The following is a 16,461-nucleotide window of genomic DNA, read 5'->3' as shown; positions in this document are numbered from 1 at the left end:
GAGCACGCCCACCAGCACGCCGGAAAATAATCGTTCGGGCTCGTCAGGCTTCCTGGATAGCCGAGAGCTTCCACGCCCCGCCGGGGCGGCGGGTGAAAGTCCAAAGCTCGGTGGTCTCGGTCGGCCGGTCGGGATCGCCGGAGACGAGCGCGCCTGTCGCCCGATCGACCATCGTGTCGCGGCTCTCGTAGCGCATCGCAACCGTCGCATAATCCGCATCGCGCTCGCGCCAGGCCTCGGAGAGGTCGCCCTGGAGAAGCTTCACGTCGCTGACGACGTTGCGGACGCCGCGGGTGGCATTCTCGCCGAGCTCCTCGGCGAGATAGGACATGACCTCCGGCGTGGTTCGCTCGCGCAGCGCGGCATAATCCTCGCGGCCGAACGCGCCTTGCACCTCGCCGAGCAGGCGCTCGAAGGTGTCGAAGTCGGCCCCGCCGAGGCCGAGCTCGTCCTTGGGCTGACGCGGCCCACTGCCGGCGCCGACGCCGGGGACGGATGCGGCGGGGCCGGGGTTGGCCGACGGATTGCCGAGCCCGCCAGCAAGACCACCACCAAGCCCGCCGAACATGTCGTTGCGCATGGCCGAGGGACCGGCGCTCGCGGCAGCGGGCGCCCGGCGGTTCGCCAGGAAGCGCATCAGCAACATCACGCCGAACGCCACGATGGCGGCCTGGACGAGGAAGCCGAACAGGCCGGCGATGCCGCCGAAGCCCTGGCCGAGGAGGAGGCCGATGAGGCCGCCGAGCATCAGGCCGCGGAGCATGGACCCGCCGAAGCCGCCGAAGAAGCCGCCCGGGCGCGCGGCGCCAGCGACCGGCGCCGCCGTTGCCGGGTTGCCCGGCTGGGTCATCGAGCGCTGGATCGGCTGGGTGGTCTTCGGCGCCGTCGCGGTCGGAGCCGGGGCTTGGAAGGTGCGCGCACCCCGGCTACCCAAGCTGCCGCCACGGCGGGCGTCCGCCACGTCCACGGCGAGGAGGCTGGTGCCGAGCCCGAGGGCCATCAGCACGAGCACTGCGCGAGAACGCTTGCGAAAGCTCATCGATCCATCCTCATCTCGTTGGGATGCGACCTTCGCATCCTCGTCATGGGTCGAGCCTGATATAGTGATCCTCTGCGGCATCGCCACCGTGGGAGGATGAATTGTACGCGGGCGGTAGCGTGCGGAGCATCGGGGGATGAGCCGCGCTTGGCCGACCACGCGTCGGCCAACAGGGGGGCGATCGTCATGGGCATTGAGCAATGGGCGTCGTTGCAATGAATAAGATCGGCCGGGGGCTGAACACCTTCCTCGCGGCCCTCGGGGTCTCTGCCGGGCTGCTCGGCTTCGCCGTGGTCGGGCCGGCTGTCGCGGCGGAGCCGACCTTCGAGGCGGGCGCACCATCCGTCTTCCTGCCCTATTTCCGCGGCCCGGAGGGTGGCGAGCCGCTGAAGGGCGAGCCCCATCTCGCGGTGGTGATCGGGGGCAAACGCACCCGCGTGGTCATGGACAGCGGCTCGACCGGCCTCGTCCTCTCGGCCAACCACATTCCTGGCATCGACAATCTGCAAGTCCTCGGCCCGGCGAAACTCACCTATTCGAGCTCCGGCCAGATCATGGTCGGGCGCTGGGTCGTGACCCCGGTGACGATCCTCGGAGCCGACGGAACGTCGGTCCAGACCAAGGCGATCCCGGTCCTCGCGGTCGATCGCGTCGAGTGCATGCCGGACGCCCGGCGGTGCGAGCCGAACGACAGCCCGTCGCGCATCGGCATGCTCGGCATCGGCTTCGGCCGCGAGCACGATCATCAGCCCGAGAGCAAGCCGAAGACCAACGCCCTCCTCAACCTCGAAGGCAATGTGCATCCCGGTTACGTGATGACGCGCACCGGCGTCTGGGTCGGCCTCGACGCCGAACGGGCCAAGGGCTTTTCCTTCGTCAAGCTAGAGCGTGATGCAGCGAACGACGATTGGCACGGTGCGCCGGGCTGCATCATTGTCGCCGACCGCCAGCCCGCCTGCGGCTCGATCCTGGTCGATACCGGGCTCAAGGAGATGTTCATGACGGTGCCGCCGGCCGCGAGCGACGGCCTGACCCGGTCGCGGCGCGGCGGCGAAACCCTCGCCCCCGGGACCAAGGTCACGATCGAGGCCGGTCCGCCGGGCCAGCCGGCGGCGCGCTACAGCTTCGATGTCGGCGAGCACGATTCCCCGATGGCGCCCGCGCGCATCGTCCTCGTCGGCGGCGATCGGCCGAACTTCGTCAACACCGGTAGCCACTTCCTCAACGGCTTCGACATGCTCTACGACGCCGCCGGCGGCTATGTCGGCTATCGGCCGGCGCCGCTGCAATGAGCCCCCGCGGCCGGGGGCACCGGCCGCGGGAGGTCGAAGGCGTTCCCGCTCGCGCCCTCAGAGATAAGGATCGAGGAGGGAGCGGTCCGCGGCGCTGAGACGGTCGTGGGCGGTGCGGGCCTGGTGCCAATAGGGATAGAGGAGCGGCAGCCGGCTCACCGCGTCGAGCCGGCTGCGCTCCTCGTCCGTGAGCACGACATCGGCGGCGGCGAGGTTGTCGGCGAACTGCGCTTCGGTCCGTCCGCCGATCACGAGCGACGACACCGCCGGCCGTCCGAGGAGCCAGGCGAGGGCGATCTGCGCCGCCGAGACGCCGTGGGCCTCGCCGATCGCCACCAGTTCCTCGACGATGTCGTAGAGACGGTTTTCGTCGCGGATCGGCGGCTCGCCCCAGTTCGCCAGCACGCGGGTGCCTTCCGGCGTCGGCTTGCCGCGGCGATATTTGCCGGAGAGAAGGCCGCCGGCGATCGGGCTCCACACCATGATGCCGAGGCCCTGATCGAGCGAGATCGGCACGAGCTCGTACTCCGCCTCGCGCGCCTCCAGGCTGTAATGGATCTGCTGGCAGACGAAGCGCTGCCAATGGGCGCGGTCGGCGGCGGCGAGGGCCTTCATCAGGTGCCAGCCGGAATAGTTCGAGGCGCCGAGATAGCGGACCTTACCGGCGCGCACGAGCGTGTCGAGCGCCTCCATGGTCTCTTCGACCGGGGTCTCGCCGTCCCATTCGTGGATGAAATAGAGGTCGATATAGTCGGTCTTGAGCCGCTTCAGGCTCTTCTCGCATTCGAGAATGATCTGGTGGCGCGAGGCGCCGCCCTGGTTCGGCCCTGAGCCGGTGCGCATCCGCGCCTTGGTGGCGATCAGGACGTCGGCCCGGCGGCCGGCGAGGGCCTCACCGACGATCTCCTCGGAACGGCCGGCGGAATAGATGTTGGCGGTGTCGATCAGGTTGACGCCGGCTTCGAGGCATTGATCGATCTGGCGGCGGGCGGTTGCGAGATCGACGTTGCCGACCTTCTCGAACGGTCCTGTGCCGCCGAACGTCATGGTGCCCATGGAGAGCACGGAGACGCGCAGGCCCGAACGGCCGAGCTGGCGATATTGCATGGATCTGACCCTCGATTGGGTTGAGCCGCCGAGCGGCACGGAGCCGACGGCGGACGGATGGACGTTTCCCGACCGTCGACATCACCCGGCGGGCGCCGGGCGCCCATGCGCGGACGAGACGGGTCCACACGAGCAGGTCAATTCGGCCTGAGGCGACGATAGCACGATGGGGAGGGAGGATCAGCGGGGGATCGTCGCCCCTCCCGATATGTGACGAAGGTCACCGACGGCCCGGCGCAGGCCGCTTAGCGTCGAATGGACCGAAACCCAGGCCGAGCAGCCTATCCAGAAGGACGCGCCCCATGCCCCACTATTATTACATTCCGCAGAACGCATGGGGACTAGTCGACCACGCGCATTACGCGACGGTAGCCTTTTACTCGACACCCGGCGGACCGTGCCGGCCCGTATCGCTTTGGTGCGGGACGTCGCAGCGGGGCGCCTTTACCCATTTCGACGACAATGCGCATGCGGTGACGCGCCAACTCGTCCAATGGCTGGCGGACGACAATACGGCTGCGACCGTCAATATTTACGCGACCGATGCAGTCATCGCGCAAACGATCTGGCAGCAAATCAATGATATTGCCTATTGCTACCATGTCATCGTCCCAGGCACGAATCCGGATACCGACTGGGCCTGTTCCTTCGGTGACACCGGTCCCGTCTGGCATGATGCCGACGGACACGGCATCGCGAGGGTACATGCGCCGGCGGCGTGGAGCGATTATTGGCTCGGTGCGCCCGACTGGAACGATCACAACAGCACGTTCACCAACGTGATCATCGACGATCTCGTCGGCTTCTTCGCCAACTATAACGGCCGCTATTATTTCGATTTTCCTGCGCACTAGGCTCGGGGTTGCGCGCCACCGCCGCTCACGCCACCGCCCTATAATTTTCGCGCAGCACCACCGCGACCGCATCGAGCAACGCCCTGACCTCTCCGTCCGAGGCCGACGAGCGGTCGTGCGGCGGCGTTTGCCCGCCGTCGAAATCGCCGGGGCTGTAGCCCGTCCCGCCGCGCTCGATGCGGTCGATATGCCAGCCTGCCGGTCCCTCCGGCGGCCCGTCGAGGGCGATGGCGATCTTCGAGACGTCGAAGGTCCGCGGGTCCTGCCACGCGCTGTCGAGCAGCATTGCCTCGATCCGCTCGGCCTGTAGGATCGCCTGCTCGACCCTGATCGCGCCGCGCGCGTCCTTGCCGATCCCGCCCCGCCCGACGATCACGGTGCCGAGCCCGGTTCCGCCGGCCTCCTCGTCCCGATCCGCGCTGCGTCTTCCCTTGTCATCCGCGTCCATTTTCGCCTCCGCTTGCCGGGACATCGCGCGTCGCCGGTCTCTGCACAACGCACGGGGGAAGGTCGGGTTCGCCCATCGTTCGTGCATGGCGCGCGCTGCGGCTTCCTTGAGTTGAACGCCCGCTCTCCCACCCGCGGTCCACAGCCTCCTGCCCGTCAGCCCAAAGACGCAGCCGGCGGTGATTGTCGGCTGGCTCGCAAGTTGCTACACCTCAACCAAATGGGGATGCCGGACGGGGATACCCGCTAATCCGGACGTTTCCAAAAAAGCTTCCGTGGGATAGTGGGTTCTATGGATTATTTTCTCCAGCAGCTCATCAATGGGCTGACTCTCGGGTCTATCTACGGCCTGATCGCCATCGGATACACGATGGTTTACGGCATCATCGGAATGATCAATTTCGCCCATGGCGACATCTTCATGGTGGGGTCTTTCATCAGCCTCATCGTGATCGTCGGTCTGGGGCTGACGGCGGCGAGCGGTCTTGGTGTCATCATCCTCGCGCTCGTGCTGGTGCTTCTGATCGCGATGGCGCTCACGGCGATCTGGGGTTGGACGGTGGAGCGTATCGCCTACCGCCCGCTGCGCGGCTCCTTCCGCCTCGCCCCGCTCATCACGGCCATCGGCATGTCGATCATCCTGCAGAACTTCGTGCAGGTCGCCCAGGACGCCCGGGTGAAACCGCTCCAGCCGATCATCACCGGTGGCTACACGCTGCTCTCCGATGGGCAATCCTCGGTGCAGCTCTCGAACATCCAGATCCTCATCATGGTGATGACGGTCGTGCTGATGAGCGCCTTCACGTTCATCATCACGCGCACCTCGCTCGGCCGCTCGCAGCGTGCCTGCGAGCAGGACAGCAAGATGGCGGCGCTGCTCGGCGTCAACGTCGACCGCACCATCTCGCTGACCTTCGTGATGGGCGCCTCGCTCGCCGCCGTCGCCGGGCTGATGTACCTGCTCTATTACGGTGTGATCGACTTCTATATCGGCTTCGTCGCCGGCGTGAAGGCGTTCACGGCCGCGGTGCTGGGCGGCATCGGCTCGCTGCCGGGCGCCATGCTGGGCGGGCTGCTGATCGGTCTCATCGAGACCTTCTGGTCCGGCTATTTCTCCCTGGAATACAAGGACGTGGCGGCGTTCTCGATCCTTGCCATCGTGCTCATCTTCATGCCGTCCGGCCTGCTCGGCCGCCCCGAGGTCGAGAAGGTCTGATCAGATGGCATCGAATGTGAAGAACCGCTTCGGCGCCTCTCTGAAAGACGCCGTCGTGGCCGCCTTGTTGGCGCTCGCTTTGTCCGGCCCGCTGCTGGGGCTCAAGACCGTCACCACCACCGGTGGCCTTCTCTTGCAGCAGCGCTGGGGCGCGGTCGGCATCGCGGTTGCGATCGTCTTCGTCGGCCGGCTCCTCCTCAACCTCTTCGTCTTCAAGACCGACCGGCCGGTGACGGGTCTGTTCTCGGGGCTCGCGCCGAGCCAGGCGAAGATGCTGGTCGTCGGCCGCTTCGTCGGCCCGGCGCTGCTCGCGATCGCCGTGCTCCTGCCGTTCCTCATGATGACGTTCGTGCCCGAGAAGAGCCGCTACGTGATCGACACCTCGATCCTCGTGTTGACTTACGTGATGCTCGGCTGGGGCCTCAACATCGTGGTCGGTCTCGCGGGGCTCCTCGATCTCGGCTACGTCGCCTTCTACGCGGTGGGTGCCTATTCCTACGCCCTGCTTGCGCAATATTTCGGCTGGTCGTTCTGGCTCTGCCTGCCGGTCGCCGGCATCCTCGCCGCTTTGTGGGGCGTGACGCTCGGCTTCCCCGTGCTGCGCCTGCGCGGAGACTATCTCGCCATCGTGACGCTCGCCTTCGGCGAAATCATCCGCGTCGTGCTGCTCAATTGGATCGACTTCACCGGCGGTCCGAACGGCATCTCGAACATCCCGCGCCCGAGCTTCTTCGGCATTCCGTTCGACCGCGGTCCGGGCGGCTTTGCGGCGACGTTCGGGCTCACCTTCTCGCCCATCCACCGCATTGTCTTCCTCTATTATTTGATCCTGGCGCTTGCGCTCCTGACGGCCTTCGTGACCGTCCGATTGCGACGATTGCCGGTCGGACGCGCCTGGGAGGCGCTGCGTGAGGACGAGATTGCCTGCCGTTCGCTCGGCATCAACACGACGCTGACGAAGCTCTCGGCGTTTGCCACGGGCGCCATGTTCGCGGGCTTCGCCGGCTCGTTCTTCGCCACCCGCCAGGGCTTCATCTCACCCGAGTCCTTCACCTTCATGGAATCGGCGACGATCCTCGCGATCGTCGTGCTCGGCGGTCTCGGCAGCCAGATCGGCGTCGTCATCGCCTCCGTCATCATGATCGGCGGCTTCGAGGCGTTCCGCGGGCTCGACGAATACCGCATGCTGGTGTTCGGGTTCGCGATGGTGCTCATCATGATCTGGCGGCCGCGCGGCATGGTGTCGGTCCGCAAACCGACCATCGCGCTCGGCAAGGCCAAGGTGATCGATGCGTCGCTCGTCGGGGAGGGGCACGGCTGATGCGCTGGGAACATGATCCGGTGCTCACCGTCGAGCACCTCACCATGCGGTTCGGCGGCCTGACCGCCGTCGGCGACCTCTCCTTCGCCGTCGGCCGGGGCGACATCACCGCCCTGATCGGCCCGAACGGCGCCGGCAAGACGACGGTCTTCAACTGCATCACCGGCTTCTACAAGCCGACCGAGGGGCGGCTCACCGTCCGCCACCAGGACGGCGAGACCTTCCTTCTGGAGCGGATGCCGGATCACGCCATCTCCGGCACCGCCCACGTGGCGCGCACCTTCCAGAACATCCGCCTGTTCGGCGGCATGACGCTGCTCGAAAACCTGATGGTCGCCCAGCACCGGGCGCTCATGAAGGCGTCGCTGTTCTCGATCGCCGGTATCCTGGGGCTCGGCCGCTTCCGCCACGCGGAGCGGGACGCGCTGGAGAAGGCCAAATATTGGCTCGATCGCGTCGGCCTGTTCGCCCGCGCCGACGATCCGGCGGCCGATCTGCCCTATGGTGCCCAGCGTCGGCTCGAGATCGCCCGCGCGATGTGCACCGGGCCGCAGCTCCTCTGCCTCGACGAGCCGGCAGCAGGCCTCAACCCGCGTGAATCGGCGGAGCTCAACGAGCTCCTCTTGTTCCTGCGGCGGGATGAGGGCGTCTCCGTGCTTCTCATCGAGCACGATATGAGCGTCGTCATGGAAATCTCCGACCACGTCGTCGTGCTCGACTACGGCCGCAAGATCTCGGACGGCACGCCCACCGAGGTGCGCAACGATCCGAAGGTGATCGCGGCTTATCTCGGCGTCGAGGACGAAGAGGTCGAACAGGTCGAGGTGGAGGTCGGAGCATGAGCGCGGCGCTCGCGGCGTCCCCGGCAGGCGAGCCGATGCTCGCCGTTCGCGGGGTCAAGACCTTCTACGGCAAGATCATCGCCCTCAAGGGCGTCGACCTCGATGTGCATCGCGGTGAGATCGTTACGTTGATCGGTGCCAACGGCGCCGGCAAGTCGACCCTGATGATGACGGTGTTCGGCAGCCCGCGTGCCCGTGAAGGCTCGATCCAGTTTGAGGGCCAGGAGATCGTCGGCCTGCCCACCCACGAGATCGCCCGGCTCAAGATCGCCCAATCACCGGAAGGCCGCCGCGTCTTCCCGCGCATGACGGTCTACGAGAACCTCCAGATGGGGGCCTCGCTCGGTGATCCGGCCGATTTCGAGCACGACCTCGAGCGCATCTTCACGCTGTTCCCGCGCCTCAAGGAGCGGGTCCACCAGCGCGGCGGCACGCTCTCGGGCGGCGAGCAGCAGATGCTGGCGATCGGCCGCGCACTCATGAGCCGGCCGAAGCTCCTCCTCCTGGACGAGCCCTCGCTGGGCCTCGCGCCGCTCATCGTCAAACAGATCTTCGACGCGATCCGCATTCTGAACGAGACCGAGGGCCTCACCGTCTTCCTGGTCGAGCAGAATGCCTATCATGCGTTGAAGCTCGCGCACCGCGGCTACGTGATGGTGAACGGCGTCATCACGATGTCGGGCACCGGCAAGGAACTGCTCGCCCGCGAGGAGGTGCGCGCCGCCTATCTCGAAGGCGGGCGGCATTGAGGAGGCAATGATGGGACTTTTGTGGGAAACTTCCTTCGGTGCCTTCCTCGTGCTCACCGTGCTGCTGGGTGGCGGCGGAGCCTGGATGACCGGCCGCGCGATCGCCCGGGGCTGGTCGCCGCTCCCCCATCTCGTGGTCTACATGGCGCTGCTCGCCTGCGGCATCCGCTTCCTGCAGTTCGCGCTGTTTCAGGGCACGCTCTTGTCGATCCACTACTGGATCGTGACCTTCGTGATCTATCTCATCGTCGGCTTCGCCGGCTGGCGCCACAAGCGCACCGGGCAGATGACGACACAATATCGTTGGATCTACGAGCGGACCGGTCCATTCACCTGGCGCGAGCGCGCCGGGACGTGACCGCTGCGCGTGGGAGGCCGTCCGCAGCCTCTTTCCGAGGTGTCGCAGGTGCCAAAAAAGCCCTGTACCGCACCGGAATAAATGCGGCACACTCGCCGGCAGGGGTGGGGTTAGCCCTGCCGCCTTCCCATTGACCGGGCAACCGGTGGTTATGATTTCCAGAGGGGACTGACCGATGAAGAAGGCTCTTTTGATGAGTGCCGCGCTGGCGTTCGGCACTGTCGTGTCGGGCGCGGCCTGGGCCGACATCCTGATCGCCACTGCCGGTCCGATGACCGGCCAGTACGCCTCGTTCGGCGCGCAGATGAAGGCCGGTGCGGAGCAGGCGGTCGAGGACATCAACGCCGCTGGCGGCGTCAACGGCGAGAAGCTGAAGCTCGTGATCGGCGACGATGCCTGCGATCCCAAGCAGGCGGTCGCGGTGGCGAACCAGCTCGTCGGCCAGGGTGTGAAGATGGTCGCCGGCCACTTCTGCTCGGGTTCGTCGATCCCGGCGAGCGCCGTCTACGCCGAGGAAGGCGTGATCGAGATCTCGCCCGCCTCGACCAACCCGAAGTATTCCGACGAGCGCCCCGGCAACATCATCTACCGCGTCTGCGGTCGTGACGATCAGCAGGGTCAGGTCGCCGGCAAGTTCCTCGCCGACAAGTTCAAGGACAAGAAGATCGCGATCCTGAACGACAAGTCGGCTTACGGCCTCGGCCTCGCCGAGGAGACCCGCAAGTACCTCAACGAGGCGGGCGTGAAGGAAGTCCTCTGGGAGTCCTACACGGCCGGTGAGAAGGACTACACCGCGCTGGTTTCGAAGCTGAAGCAGGCCGGCGTGCAGGTCGTCTATGTCGGCGGCTACCACACCGAGGGTGGCCTCATCCTGCGCCAGATGCGTGACCAGGGCCTCGACGCCGTCATGATGTCGGGCGACGCCTTCGTGACCGACGAGTTCTGGTCGATCACCGGCAAGGCCGGCGAAGGCACGCTGATGACCTTCTCGCCCGACCCGCGCAAGAACCCGGAAGCCTCGAAGATCGTCGAGGAGTTCCGCAAGAAGGGCATCGAGCCGGAAGGCTACGTGCTCTACACCTACGCCGCGATCCAGGCTTGGGCCGAGGCCGCCAAGGCTGCGAAGTCGGTCGAGACCGACGCCGTCGCCAAGGAGCTCGACAAGGGCTCGTTCCAGACCGTGCTCGGAAGCCTGAAGTTCAACGACAAGGGCGACGTCACCCTGCCGGGCTACGTCATGTACCAGTGGCACGACGGCAAGTACGACTATTACAAGAGCTGATCTCCTCAGCCTCTTGAACGGAAAGGCCCCGGTGACCCCGGGGCCTTTTTGTTGCGGTATGTCCGGCGGCTCATTGCAGCACCGCCTTATCTGCAGCCCTCTGCTCCTTTGGCGCTTTGGCCGCGCATTCACCCTCTCCGCCGTCTTCCCCGGGCTTGACCCGGGGACCCAGGGCCACAGGCGCCCTGTTCGCCGCCCCTGGGTTGCCGGCACAAGGCCGGCAATGACAACGGAGGGCGGGTGTGAGCGGCGAGCGCCGGCGCACGTGGAGTTCGATGGGGCGCGAACGGCATCCCGTCTGCCGCTCCGCCCCTCCGAAAGCTGAACGCGATCTGCGCGCGGGCTATAACGGAGCGTCGGACGTGTCCGGCCGAGGCGCGCGCCTGTCCGCGGGGGAGATCCGATATGAAGCCCGGACCGCTCAATCTCATCACCGACGTCGCGGGACTCGCGGTCGGGCAGGCGACTGACGACCGGCTTCGCTCCGGGGTGACGGCGGTGCTTTGCGACGAACCGGCGGCCGCCTCGGTCATGGTGCTCGGCGGGGCGCCCGGCACGCGGGAGACAGATCTGCTCGCCCCGGAGCAGACCGTGCAGGCGGTCGATGCCGTGGTGCTCGCCGGCGGCTCGGCGTTCGGCCTCGATGCGGCGAGCGGCGTCCAGGCGCGGCTGCGCGAGACGGGGCGGGGCTTCGCGGTGGGCGACGCCCGGGTGCCGATCGTGCCGGCGGCGATCCTGTTCGATCTCTTGAACGGCGGCGACAAGGGCTGGGGCCGCTTCCCGCCCTATCGCGAGCTCGGTTACGAGGCGGCGGCCACGGCGCAAGGCGGTGCCTTCGCGCTGGGCCGCATCGGGGCCGGGGCCGGCGCGGTGATCGCCGGTCCCGACGGCGGCCTCCTCAAAGGCGGGCTCGGCTCGGCTTCGGCACTGCTCGACAGCGGCATCACGGTCGGGGCCCTCGTCGCCGTCAACGCCCTCGGCATGGCGACGGTCGGGCATGGGCCGCACTTCTGGGCTGCCCCGTTCGAGGAGGGAGCGGAGTTCGGCGGCCTCGGTCTGCCCGCGCCGTGGCCGGCGGAGGCGCGCCTGCCGGTGACCAAGCTCGGCGGCATCGGCAGCCTCGCCAACACGACGATCGCGATCGTCGCGACGGACGCCGCCCTCGACAAGGCCCAGGCGCGCCGACTGGCGGTGATGGCTCACGACGGTCTCACCCGCGCGATCTGGCCGGCCCATACGCCCTATGACGGCGACACGGTGTTTGCCCTGGCGACGGGACGCCACTCGCTCGCGGACCCTGCCGCCGATCTCGTCGGGCTCGGGGCGGTGGCGGCCGCCGTGCTCGCCCGCGCCATCGCCCGCGGCGTCTACGAGGCGCAGTCCTGGCCGGACTGTCACGTCCCCGCCTGGAGCGACCTGTTCGGCAAACGCTAGGGCCCTCAGTCCCGCGCGGGGCCGTGAGCCAGCGGCGCGGATCGACCTCTGCCGCGCGCCGCCGCGCCGAAAGCGCGCCGCAGAGATCGGCCACCGCCTCGAGAGAATGGACGGCCCGGAACTCGTCCACATAAGGCAGCATCGCCCGGATTCCCGTGGCGCGCGCCTCGAAGCCGCCGAAGCGCAGCAGCGGGTTCAACCAGATCAGCCGCCGGCACGAGCGGTGCAGCCGGTCCATCTCGCGGGCGAGGTCGGCATCGTCGTCTGCGTCGGCGGCCCGCTCGAGCCCGTCTGTGACGAGGAGAACGATCGGGCCGCCGCCGAGCACGCGGCGGCTCCAGTCGCGGTTGAAGGCGGCGAGCGTGGCGGCAATCCGTGTGCCCCCGGACCAATCGGCGACGCGGGCGGAGGCCTCGCTGAGCGCGACGTCTGGGTCCTTGCGGGCGAGCGCGCGCGTGATGTTGGTGAGGCGGGTGCCGAACGCGAAGGTGTGGACCGTGCGCACCGCCGCGAGCGCGTGGAGGAAGTGCAGCAGCACCCGCGAATAATCCGCCATCGAACCCGACACGTCCACGAGCGCCACGATCGGCGGCGGCCGCTCCACGGGTGCGCGCCGCTCCAGGCGGATCGCCGCGCCGCCGGCCTTCAGCGAGGCGCGCAGCGTCCGCCGCGGATCGATCCTCGGCCCGCGCGGATCTGGCGCGAGGCGCCGCGTCCGGACCCGGTCGAGCGGCAGAGCCAGGGCGCGGACGGCCCGTTCCGCCGCTGCCATCTCGGCCGCGCTCATCTGGGCGAAGTCCTTGCGTTGTAAAACCTCGCGGTCGGAGGCGGTGAGGCGGGCGTCGAGCACGATCTCGGGCTCGCGGTTTTCGGGCTGTTGCCGTCGGCGCGGCGCGAGCGCTTCGGCAACCCGCGCCTCGCCCGGCCGGGGTGGCGCCGGTGCGCGGGGCAGGGCGACCGGCGAGAGCATCGCGATGAGCTTCTCGACGAGCCCCTTCGAGCGGAAGAACGCCGCGAAGGCGGCATCGAACACCGGGTGCTGCTCCCGCTTCGTGACGAAGACGGCGTGAAGCGTCCAATAGAGATCGTCCCGCCGGCCGATGCCGGCGACCTCAATGGCCTCGACCGCGCGGATCATTGCGGCCGGTCCCACCGGCAGGCCGGCCTTGCGCAAGGCGCGGGCGAAATGGGCGATGTTTTCGGCGAGCCGCCCGCCGTCCGCGATCGGCTCTTCCGGGGCGAGAGGACCGTCGGGAGCGCGCGCCATGGCGGCCTCAGGCGGCGATCTCGGCGCTGCGGCGGGCCGCCTCGACGAGGGCGGCGACGCGGCTGCCGCGGATGCGGGCGATGTCGTCCTGATATTTGAGGAGGGCGCCCAGCGTATCGGTGGCGATCTCGGGGTCGAGCGCGGCCTGATCGAGCTCGACGAGGGCCGCCGCCCAATCGAGGGTTTCGGCGATGCCCGGTGCCTTGAACAGACCTTCGTCCCGCAGGCTCTGCACGAAGGCGACCACCTGCCGGCCGAGCGCCGCACCGGCCCCCGGAACCCGGCGGCGCAGGATCGCGAGCTCGCGCTCGGAATCGGGATAATCGACCCAATGATAGAGGCAGCGCCGCTTCAGGGCGTCGTGGATCTCGCGGGTGCGGTTCGTTGTGATGAGGACGATCGGCGGCGCCTCGGCCCGGATGGTGCCGAGTTCCGGGATGGTGACCTGATGATCGGCGAGCACCTCGAGGAGAAAGGCCTCGAAGGCTTCGTCGGCGCGGTCGAGTTCGTCGATGAGCAGCACCGGCGGGCCGGCGAGGTCGGGCTCCAGCGCCTGCAAGACCGGCCGCTTGATGAGGAAGCGCTCGGCGAAGATGTCGGTCGAGAGCGTCGCCCGGTCGGTCTCGCCGGCCGCTTCGGCGAGGCGGATCTCGATCATCTGCGCCGCGTAGTTCCACTCGTAGACGGCGGACGCTATGTCGAGGCCTTCGTAGCATTGCAGGCGGATCAGCCGCCGGCCGAGGCCGGCGGCGAGCACCTTGGCGATCTCCGTCTTGCCGACACCGGCCTCGCCTTCGAGAAAAAGCGGCCGGCCGAGCCGGAGGGCGAGGAACAGGACGGTCGCCAGCGCGCGGTCCGGCACGTAGCCTTGGCCGTCGAGGAAGGCGATCGTGTCGTCGATCGAGGCGGGGATCGGCTGGACCATCGGCGGCGCTCCCGGATTGCTCGATCGGAATCATAGGCCGGCCGGCCCGCGCGCGCCACCGGGCGCGGGCGCTCAGTCCATCAGCGCGAGCAGGGGCTCGTCACCGGTCCCGCCCCGCCAGCGATCGAAGGCGACCGCCTCGCGCAGCGGCCGGCGCGGCAGCCAGCCGGCGCTTTCGAGCTCCGGTCGGTCGCGGAACCGGGTGACGTAGCCGAGGCAGAGATAGGCGACGGGCGTGATGTCCGGCGGAATGCCGAGCGCGGCGGCGAGGTCGCCGGGATGCACGATGCTGACCCAGCCGATGCCGACATTCTCCGCCCGCGCCGCGAGCCAGAGATTTTGTACGGCGCAGACGGCGCTGTAGAGATCGGTCTCCGGCTGGTGGGTGCGGCCGAGCACCAACGGGCCGTTGCGGCTGCGGTCGCAGGTAACGCAGATCCCGACCGGAGCGTCCTCGATGCCTTGCAGCTTCAAGGCGCGGTAGGCGCGGGCGCGTTCGCCGTCGAACATCGCCGCCGCCTCCGCATTCGCCCGCTCGAAGGCGGCGCGCACGGCCGCCTTCACCTCGGGCGCGCGCACGACGATGAAATCCCACGGCTGCATGAAGCCTACCGAGGGGGCATGGTGGGCGGCGTCGAGGATCCGGGCCAGCACCGCGTCCGGCACGGGATCGGGGCGGAACTCGCTGCGCACGTCGCGCCGCGTCAGGATGCACTTGTAGACCGCCGCGCGCTCCGCCTCGGAGAAGTCGGATGCGCGGGAGGCGCCGTCGGCGGCGAGGGCCGCGACGGGAGAAAGATCAGCTTCCATGGGTGTCCCCTTCATGGAAAAGCCGGCGGCCGCCCGTCCATGGCGGGGCCCTATGGGTTCAGGCCGGTCTTCTGACTGAGGTTCATCCCGTGCGGACGCCTTCCCGGCGGAGCCAGTGGCGGGAGCCGCGGCACGCGAGGCGCGACGGCTCCGATGTCCGGACGGTCCCCTTCACAGCGTTGGGCACGTGGCGGATTTTCACCGCCTTCCCGATTCTCCCAGCCTCACCGGCCGGGCACCTGAACCGGTCCCTTGTGCCACCGATCCTGCCCGCGATCCAGCCGGCTGGGAGGCCTTATCCTGCGGCGGCGACGGGGTCGCTCGCCGGCTGCCATCCGCTCGCCGATCCGTCCGCGAGCGCGACCCGGTTGCGACCGCCGTGCTTGGCGCGATAGAGCGCGCCGTCGGCCGCCGCGATCAAGTGCGCGAGATCGAGGGACCCGGCCGAGGCCTCGGCGACCCCGGCGCTGATGGTGACGGCGAAGGTCTCGCCCCCGATCGAGAAGAACTGACCCTCGATCCTGCACCGAAACCGCTCTGCCACGGCGAGCGCATCGCCGGCGCCGACCTCCGGCAAGAGAACGGCGAACTCCTCGCCACCGAGCCGCCCGATCCGATCGCACTCGCGCAGCTCTGCTTTCGCGATCTGGACGAGGCGGCGCAGCACCTCATCGCCCGCAGCATGGCCGTGGGCGTCGTTGACGCGCTTGAAATGGTCGACATCGAGGACGATGCAGGCGAGCGGGCGGCCATCGCGGTGCGCCCGGGCGAAGGCGTGCTCGGCGAGGTCGATAAAGCCCCGGCGGGTCAGAGCGCTCGTCAGGCTGTCCGAGGTCGCGATGCGCCGCAGCTCGAGTTCGTCGATGACGATCTGGGCGAGGTCCTGGAGTCCGGCCACGATTTCAGGGTGGGTCTGGGGACGCGGGACCGTGTCGATCCCGCACAAGGCGCCGATATTGTGCCCGTCCCGGGTGCGCAACTGAGCGCCGATATAGTAGCGGACGAAGGGCGCGCCGACGACGAACGGATGCTGTGCGAACCGCGCGTCGAGCAGCGCGTCCGGCACGACCAGCGGCTCGTCGATCTCGATCGTGTAGGTGCAGAACGACAGATGGCGCGGGCACTCCGAGATGGCCAACGTCTGCTCGGAGCGGAGCCATTGGGTGTTCGCGCCAATCAGCGAGACGTGACAGACCGGAACGGCGAGCAGGGTCTTGCCGATGCGAGTGACGCGGCGGAAGGGCTCGTCGGCCGCCGGCTCGAAAGTCTTCAGCGCCTGAAGCGCTGCGATACGCTCGTCTTCTCGAGCCGATGTCACGCACGGATCCATAGATCGAACTTATCCTCGTCGCACCATCGCTTTGTGGTTGCGACGATATTATGGTTCACGCAGGGCACCCGATCTAAAATTTCAGTGAACGAACCAGAATTTCGCGTCTCCTTGCAGGCGTTGATTTTGTCGCCCATAACGATCGTCTCGGAAGTTGTGCCGAGCATGCCGCTTTCGGTTGAACGAAG

Annotated in this window: 15 protein-coding genes, 1 pseudogene and 1 riboswitch; of the genes and pseudogenes, 9 read left to right on the top strand and 7 right to left on the bottom strand. The window is 68.1% G+C overall.

Annotation, left to right across the window (positions count from 1 at the left end; translation table 11 throughout):
* Window positions 1–43 precede the first annotated feature (43 nt).
* The gene (locus tag F0357_RS04295) at window positions 44–1,039 is read right to left on the bottom strand and encodes a Tim44 domain-containing protein (RefSeq protein ID WP_153479159.1); all 996 of its coding nucleotides are present in this window, start codon (window positions 1,037–1,039) and stop codon (window positions 44–46) included.
* Between the two features lie 215 nt (window positions 1,040–1,254).
* Between F0357_RS04295 and F0357_RS04290 the strand changes: the two genes are divergently transcribed.
* Window positions 1,255–2,331 (top strand): hypothetical protein, encoded by a 1,077-nt coding sequence (locus F0357_RS04290; RefSeq protein WP_153479158.1) that lies wholly within the window; start codon window positions 1,255–1,257, stop codon window positions 2,329–2,331.
* Between the two features lie 57 nt (window positions 2,332–2,388).
* On the opposite strand, the gene F0357_RS04285 is transcribed toward F0357_RS04290, so the two are convergent.
* Window positions 2,389–3,438, bottom strand: coding sequence for an aldo/keto reductase (locus F0357_RS04285; protein WP_153479156.1), 1,050 nt, complete (start codon window positions 3,436–3,438; stop codon window positions 2,389–2,391).
* Window positions 3,439–3,740: 302 nt separating this feature from the next.
* Here F0357_RS04285 and F0357_RS04280 point away from each other — a divergent pair, with 302 nt between their 5' ends.
* Window positions 3,741–4,292: a hypothetical protein gene (locus F0357_RS04280; protein ID WP_153479154.1), complete on the top strand. Its 552-nt coding sequence runs from the start codon at window positions 3,741–3,743 to the stop codon at window positions 4,290–4,292.
* A gap of 25 nt (window positions 4,293–4,317) precedes the next feature.
* Here F0357_RS04280 and F0357_RS04275 read toward each other — a convergent pair whose 3' ends face one another.
* Window positions 4,318–4,740, bottom strand: a complete 423-nt coding sequence (locus tag F0357_RS04275) for a hypothetical protein (protein WP_153479152.1) — start codon at window positions 4,738–4,740, stop codon at window positions 4,318–4,320.
* Between the two features lie 291 nt (window positions 4,741–5,031).
* Here F0357_RS04275 and F0357_RS04270 point away from each other — a divergent pair, with 291 nt between their 5' ends.
* From F0357_RS04270 to F0357_RS04240, 7 genes are all read left to right on the top strand, one after another.
* A complete protein-coding gene (locus F0357_RS04270) occupies window positions 5,032–5,955 on the top strand; it encodes an ABC transporter permease subunit (protein WP_153479150.1) in 924 nt (307 codons plus the stop codon).
* A gap of 4 nt (window positions 5,956–5,959) precedes the next feature.
* Complete coding sequence (gene livM / locus F0357_RS04265) at window positions 5,960–7,276, top strand: high-affinity branched-chain amino acid ABC transporter permease LivM (protein ID WP_153479148.1); 1,317 nt, start codon at window positions 5,960–5,962, stop codon at window positions 7,274–7,276.
* A complete protein-coding gene (locus tag F0357_RS04260; protein ID WP_208948212.1) occupies window positions 7,276–8,118 on the top strand; it encodes an ABC transporter ATP-binding protein in 843 nt (280 codons plus the stop codon). The genes livM and F0357_RS04260 overlap by 1 nt, the downstream gene beginning before the upstream one ends.
* A complete protein-coding gene (locus F0357_RS04255) occupies window positions 8,115–8,867 on the top strand; it encodes an ABC transporter ATP-binding protein (protein ID WP_153479144.1) in 753 nt (250 codons plus the stop codon). Before F0357_RS04260 ends, F0357_RS04255 begins: the two co-directional genes overlap by 4 nt.
* 10 nt (window positions 8,868–8,877) lie before the next feature.
* Window positions 8,878–9,225 (top strand): DUF6867 family protein, encoded by a 348-nt coding sequence (locus tag F0357_RS04250; protein ID WP_312861444.1) that lies wholly within the window; start codon window positions 8,878–8,880, stop codon window positions 9,223–9,225.
* A 175-nt stretch (window positions 9,226–9,400) separates the two neighbouring features.
* Complete coding sequence (locus F0357_RS04245; RefSeq protein ID WP_153479140.1) at window positions 9,401–10,507, top strand: branched-chain amino acid ABC transporter substrate-binding protein; 1,107 nt, start codon at window positions 9,401–9,403, stop codon at window positions 10,505–10,507.
* Window positions 10,508–10,912: 405 nt separating this feature from the next.
* Complete coding sequence (locus tag F0357_RS04240; protein ID WP_153479138.1) at window positions 10,913–11,941, top strand: P1 family peptidase; 1,029 nt, start codon at window positions 10,913–10,915, stop codon at window positions 11,939–11,941.
* Between the two features lie 103 nt (window positions 11,942–12,044).
* On the opposite strand, the pseudogene F0357_RS25645 reads toward F0357_RS04240, so the two are convergent.
* The 4 genes and pseudogenes from F0357_RS25645 to F0357_RS04220 form a co-directional block, all read right to left on the bottom strand.
* Window positions 12,045–13,208 (bottom strand): annotated as a pseudogene (locus F0357_RS25645) (vWA domain-containing protein); the annotation flags it as partial.
* Between the two features lie 7 nt (window positions 13,209–13,215).
* Window positions 13,216–14,133, bottom strand: a complete 918-nt coding sequence (locus F0357_RS04230) for an AAA family ATPase (protein WP_153479136.1) — start codon at window positions 14,131–14,133, stop codon at window positions 13,216–13,218.
* A gap of 72 nt (window positions 14,134–14,205) precedes the next feature.
* Window positions 14,206–14,943 (bottom strand): 5,6-dimethylbenzimidazole synthase, encoded by a 738-nt coding sequence (gene bluB / locus F0357_RS04225; protein ID WP_153479134.1) that lies wholly within the window; start codon window positions 14,941–14,943, stop codon window positions 14,206–14,208.
* A 44-nt stretch (window positions 14,944–14,987) separates the two neighbouring features.
* Window positions 14,988–15,201: riboswitch (cobalamin riboswitch) on the bottom strand.
* Between the two features lie 37 nt (window positions 15,202–15,238).
* Window positions 15,239–16,261: a sensor domain-containing diguanylate cyclase gene (locus tag F0357_RS04220; protein WP_208948211.1), complete on the bottom strand. Its 1,023-nt coding sequence runs from the start codon at window positions 16,259–16,261 to the stop codon at window positions 15,239–15,241.
* Window positions 16,262–16,461 lie beyond the last annotated feature (200 nt).

The organism is Segnochrobactrum spirostomi, assembly GCF_009600605.1.
GTDB lineage: Bacteria > Pseudomonadota > Alphaproteobacteria > Rhizobiales > Segnochrobactraceae > Segnochrobactrum > Segnochrobactrum spirostomi.
Note: the sequence above shows the minus strand (reverse complement) of the source record. Positions and strands in the feature narration are given on the sequence as shown.